Origin of the sequence: Halomonas sp. 3D7M, from assembly GCF_014897885.1 — a bacterium.
Classification (GTDB): domain Bacteria; phylum Pseudomonadota; class Gammaproteobacteria; order Pseudomonadales; family Halomonadaceae; genus Vreelandella.
In genome coordinates, this window is record NZ_JABUZF010000250.1 from 7,705 (window position 1) to 17,682 (window position 9,978).

Below are 9,978 nucleotides of genomic sequence, written 5' to 3' on the forward strand. Positions count from 1 at the left end.
GTATTCCATGAAAATCAGGAAGGTCGCGCCATACGGAACGAAACCACCGTGGAGGGCGATACCATTCATCACCGCGCCCATGCCGAACTCACGTACCCCGTAGTGCAGGTAATTGCCGCTAGCGTCTTCCGGCGTGATGGCTTTGGCGCCCTTCCAGAAGGTCAAGTTAGATGGCGCAAGATCAGCGCTACCACCGAGCAGCTCGGGCATTTGCGGGCCGATAACATTCAACGCTTCAAAAGAGGCCTTGCGAGAGGCAATGCTCTCGCCTTTCTCTTGCGCCTGCTCAATGAGCGCGGCGGTTGAAAGTTCTGCCGGTAGCTGCGCCTTCATGCGGCGCTCAAACTCTTTGGCTTCGGCTGGGAATGCTTGGGCATAACGGGCGAAGCGGGCATCCCACTCCTGCTGGCGGGTTTTGCCAGCGTTACGGGCATCCCAAGCAGAGTACACGGGCTCGGGGATATGGAACGGTGCGTGTTCCCAGCCGAGTTGCTTACGGGCGAGGGCCACTTCGTCGTCACCTAAGGGGGCGCCGTGAGCCTCTTCTTTACCCTGTTTGTTAGGTGCGCCAAAGCCAATGATCGTTTTGCAGATAATCAGGCTCGGCTTATCGTCGTGGCTCTTGGCTAATTCAATAGCCGCTTTGATCTCTTCCGGCTTATGACCGTCGACGTTCGGCACCACGTGCCAGCCGTACGCTTCAAAGCGCTTAGCGGTGTCGTCGGTAAACCAGCCTTCCACCTCGCCATCAATAGAGATGCCGTTGTCGTCATACAGGGCAATCAGCTTGCCAAGCTGCTGAGTACCTGCCAGCGATGCGGCTTCATGGGAGATACCTTCCATTAAGCAGCCGTCACCCAGGAAGCACCAAGTATGGTGATCAACAATGGTGTGGCCAGGGCGATTAAACTGCGCGGCCAGCGTTTTTTCAGCAATCGCAAAACCAACGGCGTTGGCGAACCCTTGGCCCAGCGGGCCGGTGGTAGTTTCGATGCCTGGGGCGTAGCCAAATTCGGGGTGACCAGCCGTGGGTGAGTGCAACTGGCGGAAATTCTGCAGCTGTTCCAGGCTTAATTCATAGCCGCTGAGGTGCAGCAGCGAATAAAGCAGCATTGAGCCGTGGCCATTAGACAACACGAAGCGGTCGCGATCAGCCCATTTGGGATCTTCGGGGTTGTGCTTGAGGTAGTCATTCCACAGCACCTCGGCGATATCAGCCATGCCCATAGGCGCGCCAGGGTGGCCAGATTTGGCCTTCTGAACAGCATCCATGGAAAGGGCGCGAATGGCATTGGCCAGCTCAAAACGGGACGGCATGGGGGTGCTCCTCGCCTGAAAACGGAAATAATAAAGGTGCTATTGTCGCTGACTTCCCCGGCGGCGGCAAATTCTGGAGCCACGTTCTGGGAAGAACCCCCAACAGCGTGTAGACTCTGCCTCCCGAAGTGGTAGCGAAAATAGTCGTGCCGCTTCTATATATGGGCAGGGAACTGAACTTCCTGCCATGATTTCCTGCTGATGCTGCGGTCACTCTGCAGCCGTCATACAGAGGGTCGAGAGCGCGATGAGCGAATATTCCCTGTTTACCTCCGAGTCTGTCTCAGAAGGGCATCCTGATAAGATTGCCGACCAGATTTCCGACGCGGTACTAGATGCCATTATCGCCCGAGATAAACAGGCCCGCGTTGCCTGTGAAACCATGGTGAAGACAGGCGTTGCCATTATTGCTGGTGAGATCACCACGTCTGCGTGGGTTGATCTAGAAGCGCTGGTACGTGATGTGATTACCGATATTGGCTACACCTCATCTCGCGTGGGCTTTGATGGCGCAACCTGTGGGGTGATCAACCTGATCGGCAAACAAAGCGTTGATATCGCTCAGGGCGTCGACCGCACGAAACCTGAAGATCAGGGTGCTGGCGATCAGGGGTTGATGTTTGGCTACGCGACTAACGAAACCGACTCGTTTATGCCGGCGCCAATTCACTACTCGCACCGTTTGGTTGAGCGTCAGGCGGAGCTGCGTAAAAACGGCCTGCTGCCGTGGCTACGCCCGGATGCCAAAAGTCAGGTAACGTTCCGTTATAACGCGGAAGGCAAGCCCTGTGGTGTCGATGCTATCGTATTGTCTACTCAGCACGACCCGGAAATCGGCCAAGACGACCTGCGCAAAATGGTTAAGCGCGAAATCGTCGAACAGGTGATTCCCGCTGAGTGGCTGGATGAGCATACCCAGTACCACATTAATCCGACCGGCCAGTTTGTTATTGGTGGCCCGGTGGGCGATTGTGGCTTAACAGGGCGTAAAATTATCGTCGATACGTACGGCGGTATGGCGCGGCATGGTGGTGGAGCCTTCTCTGGCAAAGACCCGTCTAAAGTTGACCGCAGCGCCGCTTATGCTGGCCGTTACGTGGCTAAAAACGTCGTTGCCGCAGGCTTGGCTGATAAGTGCGAAATCCAGGTTTCCTACGCTATCGGCGTTGCCGAGCCGACGTCGGTTTCCATCGATACCTTCGGCACCGGTAAAATCGACGATGTTAAAATTGTCGAGCTAGTGCGTGAGCACTTTGATCTGCGCCCTTACGCGATTACCAAAATGCTCGACCTGCTACACCCGATGTACCGCCTCACGTCTGCTTATGGTCACTTTGGACGTGAGCCGTTTGAGCATAGCTACAGCTGGGTAGACGACAAAGGCCAAGTGCATACAGAAACCTTTACCGCCTTCCCGTGGGAAAAAACCGATAAAGCCGACACTCTGCGCCAAGCTGCTGGTTTGTAAACCAGGCAACGCCTGTCGTAAGAGAGAACGCCCCTATGGCCTACGCCAAGGGGCGTTTTTGTTGTGCGTTGAACGGGATGATAAGCCTTACGCTAAGATTACTTTATGGATAAGGGAGGTAAGAGGGAGAGGTGAAGCATGAGAAAGTGGCGTGCAGCAGGCTGGAAGTGGTTACTGGTTGCTTGGTTGATGAGTGTCACCTTATCCGCACAGGCCAACGTGTGCCCTGACTGGCCCCGTGAACGGCTGGCGCAAGAGAGCCAAACACTTGCAGAGCATATTGCTCGATGGGACAGTGCCTATCACGATCAGGGCGAGTCACTGATTGATGATGAGCTTTACGATCAAGCGGTCGCTCGGCTAGCAAACTGGCAAGCCTGCCTGGGGGAAGTGGCTCGGCAACGGCCGCTAACCAGAGTCACCCGTAGCGCTGGCACGCTAGATCATCCCGTGGCGCAAACGGGCTTGAATAAGGCCGATGATGACGGTGTGAGACGCTTTATGAGCCGCCGAGATGATCTTTGGATCCAGCCTAAGGTCGATGGTGTTGCGATAACGCTACGCTACGAAGAGGGCGTGTTGGTCGAAGCGGTTAGCCGCGGTGACGGTGAACGCGGGCAGAACTGGACGGTTCGTGTACAGCAACTCCCCGCCGTGCCAAATAGGCTACCAACGCCGCTATCCGCAGTATTCCAGGGCGAACTCTACTGGATATTGAATGATCATATTCAGTCGCAGAGTTCCGCCTCTGGCGCGCGAGGTGCTGTTGCCGGGGCCATGGCTCAGGCATCACCTTCGCGGCAAACCCGTGAGCGTATCGGGCTGTTTATCTGGGATTGGCCAGAAGGGCCGAGAGAGATGAATGAAAGGCTTGGCCAACTGACCGCGTTAGGCTTTGATACCGCCGATTACACCCACCCTATCAATTCCCAGCATGACGCCGCCAACTGGCGCGATACGTGGTTTAACGGCCCATTGCCGTTCGCCACCGATGGAGTGGTACTGAAACAGTCCGAGCGCCCTGGAGGGCAACGCTGGTCATCATCGCCGCCGGAGTGGGCCGTTGCGTGGAAGTACCCCGCTCAGCAGGCGTTAGCTCAGGTGCGTGGTGTCGAGTTTCGCGTTGGTCGAACAGGGCGCGTGACGCCGCTGTTGTGGCTTTACCCAGTGACGCTAGAAGGACGGCGTATTAGTCGTGTGTCGCTGGGGTCTCTGGAGCGCTGGGAAGCATGGGACGTGCGCCCGGGTGATCATATCGCGATAACATTGGCGGGTCTCACTATTCCCCAGGCAACAGAAGTCGTTTGGCAAACCCAGGAGCGAGCGGCCCTTGGCGTGCCCTCGCCAGAGCGCTATCACCTGTTAAGTTGCTTTACGCTTACCACGGACTGCGACGCGCAGTTGCTGGCGCGGCTTAGCTTCTTAAGCGATCAGTTAAACATGCAGGGCGTGGGAGAGGGCACCTGGAAAGCGCTTATGGAGGCAGGTGTTGTGACCGAACTGCTAGGCTGGCTGGCAGCAACGCCGGCACAGCTTCAGCGGGCACATGGCGTGGGAAGCGTTCGTTCAGCAGCGCTTGTCGCTCAGTTCCAGGCCGCACAGGCGGCCTCCTATGTTCAGTGGTTAGCGGCGTTAGGGATACCACCAGGCGGCAGCGCCCAGCTAGGGGATTGGGATACGTTAGCAGGTTACACACACTCAGATTGGCAAGCCGAACCCGGCGTTGGCCCCGTGCGTGCTGACGCGCTGGTGGCATTTTTCAGCCATCCAGACGTGCAGCGGATGGCCGCTCAGCTAAAGCTGGCGGGGGTTGAAGGCTTTTAACCCAATCAGAGGCCTAGCCCGGTAAGTTGCAACATGAGGTGGAGATAGAGAGGAATTAGTAATGGCGCTAATAGCGTGGTGGTAAGCACCGCTAATGCTCCTTTTTGCGGTTGAATCCCTAGCTCCATCGCGACCACCACCACGTTAGAGGCCATGGGTACGACGCCTAACAGTAACAACGCCATACCGAGTTCTGGTGCAAGCGAGCCCAAGGCTTGAAGTAATAAAACGGCGATTAGCATCACCAGCGGCCAAAGTAGATAACGTAAGCCTACGCAGGTGGCAACAAAGCGGGAATCCCAAGCATCAAGCGTAACCTGGCTAAGGGTCATGCCAATAATCATCATGCCTAGCAGGGTGTAGGTGGCGGGGAAAACGTCAAGCGAGTTCATCAGTGCGCTGGGAAGTGTCACGTTGAGTGCACTCAGCAGCAGCGCAGACAAAAATGCGTAGACCAACGGCAGTCGAGCAATTTTGATCAGACTTTGGCGAATGGAAAAGTGGCCACGCGCACTTAAGTAAAATCCCACCGTAAACTCATATAGATTAATCCCTAACATGCAGAATAGATAAAGCGTGACACCTTCTGGCGGCAGTAAAATTAGCGCCACAGGCAGGCCAAAGTAACCCGTGTTGCCAGTGCCAGAAGAGAACGCTAAAAGTGCCCCCTCCTGAGGCCCAAAGCGGTGCTGGGTAAACCAGCGCACGGCCAGCGCCATGATGCTCACCAAGCTGAACAGCGCCAGTGTTAACAGTAGATAATCTGGTGTTGGGCCGCCGTTCATTAATGCGCGGAAAATGGTGAGTGGTGCAATCATGTATACCAATAGTGTGGCGATGGGGCGTGGGTCGATTTTTAAGCGCTGTGCAGCAATCCATCCCAAGCCTACAAACCCCAATAACATCAACAGTGGCCCCATTAGGGCACTTGGCGCTAAATCCATTTCTGCATCCTAGTCGTTAGATGATGACGCTGTTGGTTAAATAGCTCTATGTAACTCAGTAGTTGTGTAAATAGCTAACATGAGCCGAATTAAAGGCCGACTGTGGAATCTTTCATTAGCTCCAGCGCGGCGGAAAGAGGAGAATAACCTAAATTATCACGATGTTAACGCTTTGCGAGGAAGTCCCATGAGCAGTCAAGAGCACCCGTTAGGTATTAGCTTTGAATTCTTTCCGCCCAATACCGATGCGGGAAGAGAGAAGTTAATGCACGTGCGCGATGAACTGGCCGCTCGACATCCGCGCTTTTTCTCGGTCACTTATGGTGCCGGTGGTTCCACTCAAGCGCGCACACGCGATATTGTGCGCACCGTTAGCCAGAGCGGCATTACGACCGCGCCACACCTTTCCTGCATTGGCAGTGAAAAAGCGCAATTGCGCGACCTGCTAGCGCAGTATCGTGAAGAGGGTGTCGACAGCTTAGTGGCGTTACGTGGAGACATGCCATCGGGCATGGGAAACATTGGTGAGTTGCGCTACGCCAATGAACTGGTCGAGTTTATCCGAGCGGAAACCGGTGACCATTTTGATATTGCGGTGGCCGCCTATCCTGAATCTCATCCACAGGCACCCAACCTCGATAAGGATGTGGAAAACTTTGCCCGTAAAATGAAGGCTGGCGCCAACATGGCCATCACCCAGTACTTTTTTACCGCGGATGCCTACTTCCATTTTGTTGAAAAAGCTCGGGCATTAGGTGTCGAGCAGCCGATTATTCCTGGCATTATGCCGATTACTAACTACACCAAATTGGCGCGTTTTTCAGATGCCTGTGGCGCAGAAATTCCCCGTTGGATTCGCAAGCAGTTGGAAGCTTATGGTGATGATAGTGACGCTATTGCCGCTTTTGGCACCGATGTTGTTAGCCGTTTGTGTGAGCGCTTACTCGATGGCGGTGCACCTGGCCTACACTTCTACACGCTTAATCAGGCAGCACCCGTACTGAAAATTGTTGATAACCTGAGAGGCTAGTGCGCTCTTAAATAATCTAGCCTAGCGATCAAGAAGAACGCCCGCTCGATAGCTCTCGAGCGGGCGTTTTCGTTGGGCGGTTAATGGCTAGTGGTTAAGTGAATAGCCGATTGTGCCGTTAAGTGGTGCTGGGCGTGGCCTTATTGCCATGCTGCTTACGCTGCATAATGAACAGCGCTGCGCCAATGGCCAGGCCTGCAATATCGCTGTAAATGCCGCCGTAAATCATAAACAGCGCACCGACCAGCATAACCACACGCTGTAAGGTGTTTACCGGCCCAAAGAACCATGCTTGCACCATGCCTGAAAGCAAGATGATCCCCAGTGTGGCGGTCACCCCGACACGAAGTATTTGCATCGCGGAGCCTTCCATTAGCATGGCTGGGCTGTAGAAGAACATAAACGGCACGATAAATGCAGCAAGACCAATTTTAAACGAAGCGACCGATGTGCCCATGGGGTTATCCCCAGAAATACCGGCGGCGGCGTAAGATGCTAACGCCACTGGCGGCGTAATGGCCGACACGACCGCGAAGTAGAACACAAAGAAGTGTGCGACGAGCGGCTCGATACCGATATTGATCAAGCCGGGTGCCACCACCGATGCTGCTACCGCGTAGGCTGCCGTGGTAGGCATGCCCATGCCGAGCAGGATACTGATCAGCATGGCAAAAACTAATGCCAATAGCTGGCTAACCCCGGCAAGGCCTAACAGCAGTGAAGAGAAGCGCGCGCCGACGCCCGTCAGTGATATAACGCCAACAATAAGGCCCGCGCAAGCACACACCGCGATGATCTGAATCGACATTATGCCCGCTAGTTGGAGGGCTCTCAAAATAGCCCGAATACCCATTTTATTGGGTGAGATCCAACTAACAACTGCCGCTGATGCGGTGGCTAGTGTACCGGCACGAATGACGGAGTAGCCCATAAAGAGAGCGACAATAAGAATGATGATTGGCGCGAATAGATAGACTTGTTTAACCAGCTTGGAGAATAGCGGGATTTCATCTTTACGCATGCCACGCATGCCCTTACGCGCCGCTTCAAAATCCACCATAAAGTAGATAGAGGCGAAGTAAAGAATGGCTGGAATGACCGCCGCAATCGCAATTTCTGTATAAGGAATGCCGGTGACTTCCGCCATGATAAAGGCGCCTGCCCCCATGATGGGCGGCATGATCTGACCACCAGTAGACGCCGCTGCTTCAATGGCACCAGCACTGCGCGCCGGATAGCCGACTTTTTTCATCAGCGGGATGGTAAGCGAGCCAGTCGATACCACATTACCCGCTGATGTGCCGTTGATCATGCCCATTAAGCCGGAAGCAAAAATAGATACTTTCGCCGGGCCGCCACGGGCACGGCCAGCGGCTGCGAACGCAAAGTTGACGAAGTAATCGCCTACTTTGGAGGCCTGTAAAAACGCCGCGAAAATAATAAACAAAATGATATAAGTCGATGACACCGCGGTCGTTGGGCCAAGGATGCCCGCATCGGTATAGACCTGACTGAAGAAGCGCTGCACGGACAAGCCTGGGTAGCCTAGGAAGCCTGGTAGATGCTGGCCAGCAAAGACATAGACCAAGAAAACCGCTGAAATAACCACCAGTGCTAAACCAGCCACGCGACGAGTAAGCTCAAGAATCAGCAGTGAGCCCGCAATGGCCGCCCAAGAAATGCCGGGAGGAGCAAACGAGGTGCCTGTCGACATGCGCATATTGGTATTAAAGGCCATTAGCAAGTAAGCAGCGCTGGCGATGGCGCACACCATCAGAACGAGATCGGCGGGATTAAAGCGGTGGCGTGCCTGACGATAGAACCACGAGAGAGCAATAGCTGCAGCTGTGGTGGCTATCAGTGGGTAGCCGTAATGCAGTGTCTCAATACTGGGATCGATGCGCATGGCACCGCCATTGAGTGTTTGCTGCATCAGAACGACCTGTACAAGTGCATAGATCGCAGGCGCTAGGAGCGCATAGCTGGCCCATTTAAGCCATGCAGGGGAGGCTTGCTGATCATCTTCTGCAAAGCGAGCACCGGCAAACAGCCCGTACCCTAAAATTAGCGCACCGGCAATGTGCACAATGCGAAACGACCAGGTTTCCATCGGATACACATTGAGCGAAAACAGGTGGAAGCTTGAATAGCCAATGGCCAGTGCGGCAAACAAAAAGAACTGCCAGCCAACAAACACACGGCGGTTGGACTCGACAACCTCTTCATCGACACCCTCGGCAATTGACTCGGGTATCGATGAAGCAGTTTGGGCGTCATCCTTGAGGCCGTTGGGGTCTTGATCGGTATTGTGACTCATCAGAGGTCACCCTCACAGCAAAAGCAAAAAAGAGGCGGTAGCGAACGCTGCCCCGCCCGGCCAGCGGAAAACAGGGCAGCGTGAAGAGGGGCTTGGCTTAGTTGATCATGTCATCATCGATGTCGTAGCCATTCTCTTCGTACCAGCGTGCGGCGCCCGGATGGAAGGGCAGCACATTGTTGTGGACGATGTTTTCTGGAATGGTGGTTTCAGCGCTGCGGTGCACTGAGCGCATACGGTCATTGTTTTCCATCGTGGCTTTGGTGACTTCATAGATAAAGTCTTCCGGCAGATCACAGCCCGCAATGGCGAAGTTCCACATAGACACAGCGCGTGCGTCTTCTTCCAGTGTGGTGTAAGTGCTTGCTGGGATAGTGAATTCAGCAACCGGGAAGGCGTCCAGGACGGTGGCCATCTCTTCTTCGGTAAACTCAATGATGTTCACATCGGTCTGTACTTCGAGTTGGCTAACGGCCGGAATCGGAATACCCGCTGCAAACGCGATCACATCCAGCAGGCCATCCTGCAGCTGACCACCTAAGTCAGACCAGCCGCCATTACGACGATCAAACTCGACGCCCAGCGTTTCGAGGATAGCGGGGAAGTAAGTGTCTGATGTAGAAGCTGCTGGGCCGAAGCCAATGCGCGCGCCATCAGGAATGTCTGAGATGGATTCAATGCCTGAGCTTGAAAGAGCGGCAATAGAGAAGGGTGTTTCATACATCGGGAACAGCGCGCATACATTGTCCATTGCCAAGCCAGGCGCTAGTGGACTTTCACCGTTAACAGCGTCTGACGCTGGGCCCATCGTCGTCAGACCAAAGGCCATATCGCCGCTATGAACGAGCGCTAGATTTTGAGTCGGGCCGCCGGTGACTTCACCGCCACCTGAAACATCCAGCTCATCAGCAATAAAGTTAGCCCAGCCTGAGCCATAAACGAAGTAGGTGCCGCCTTGACTGGCGGTACCGACAGTGAAGTTATCGGGCCATTCTGAGCGGTCTGCTTGGGCAGTGCCTGCTGCTAGAAGGGCACTACTGGCAAGAAAGGCGACGGTTTTAGGCATCATATTGCGCAT

The 9,978-nt window shown here is 54.7% G+C and carries 6 protein-coding genes and 1 pseudogene (1 of these 7 only partly in view); 3 read left to right on the forward strand and 4 right to left on the reverse strand.

Features of this window, described 5'->3' with window-relative positions:
• A pseudogene (gene tkt / locus INT22_RS15175) lies at positions 1–1,317 on the reverse strand (transketolase) (it extends 891 nt beyond the left edge of the window).
• 247 nt (positions 1,318–1,564) lie between these two features.
• Here tkt and metK point away from each other — a divergent pair.
• The gene (metK, locus tag INT22_RS15180; RefSeq protein ID WP_038480068.1) at positions 1,565–2,785 is read left to right on the forward strand and encodes a methionine adenosyltransferase; all 1,221 of its coding nucleotides are present in this window, start codon (positions 1,565–1,567) and stop codon (positions 2,783–2,785) included.
• Positions 2,786–2,923: 138 nt separating this feature from the next.
• Complete coding sequence (gene ligB / locus INT22_RS15185; RefSeq protein WP_193068510.1) at positions 2,924–4,609, forward strand: NAD-dependent DNA ligase LigB; 1,686 nt, start codon at positions 2,924–2,926, stop codon at positions 4,607–4,609.
• Between the two features lie 5 nt (positions 4,610–4,614).
• Here ligB and INT22_RS15190 read toward each other — a convergent pair whose 3' ends face one another.
• Positions 4,615–5,553, reverse strand: a complete 939-nt coding sequence (locus INT22_RS15190) for an AEC family transporter (RefSeq protein WP_083000257.1) — start codon at positions 5,551–5,553, stop codon at positions 4,615–4,617.
• Positions 5,554–5,740: 187 nt separating this feature from the next.
• On the opposite strand from INT22_RS15190, the gene metF reads away from it, so the two are divergent.
• Positions 5,741–6,583, forward strand: coding sequence for a methylenetetrahydrofolate reductase [NAD(P)H] (metF, locus tag INT22_RS15195; protein ID WP_193068511.1), 843 nt, complete (start codon positions 5,741–5,743; stop codon positions 6,581–6,583).
• A 118-nt stretch (positions 6,584–6,701) separates the two neighbouring features.
• Here metF and INT22_RS15200 read toward each other — a convergent pair whose 3' ends face one another.
• A complete protein-coding gene (locus INT22_RS15200; protein WP_193068512.1) occupies positions 6,702–8,900 on the reverse strand; it encodes a TRAP transporter permease in 2,199 nt (732 codons plus the stop codon).
• Between the two features lie 97 nt (positions 8,901–8,997).
• A partial coding sequence (locus tag INT22_RS15205; protein ID WP_038480083.1) for a TAXI family TRAP transporter solute-binding subunit occupies positions 8,998–9,978 on the reverse strand: 981 nt, incomplete at its 5' end.

Coding starts and splice junctions, on each gene's coding strand:
- metK (WP_038480068.1), top strand. CDS start 1,565: ATGAGCGAATATTCCCTGTTTACCTCCGAGTCTGTCTCAGAAGGGCAT.
- ligB (WP_193068510.1), top strand. CDS start 2,924: ATGAGAAAGTGGCGTGCAGCAGGCTGGAAGTGGTTACTGGTTGCTTGG.
- INT22_RS15190 (WP_083000257.1), bottom strand. CDS start 5,553: ATGGATTTAGCGCCAAGTGCCCTAATGGGGCCACTGTTGATGTTATTG.
- metF (WP_193068511.1), top strand. CDS start 5,741: ATGAGCAGTCAAGAGCACCCGTTAGGTATTAGCTTTGAATTCTTTCCG.
- INT22_RS15200 (WP_193068512.1), bottom strand. CDS start 8,900: ATGAGTCACAATACCGATCAAGACCCCAACGGCCTCAAGGATGACGCC.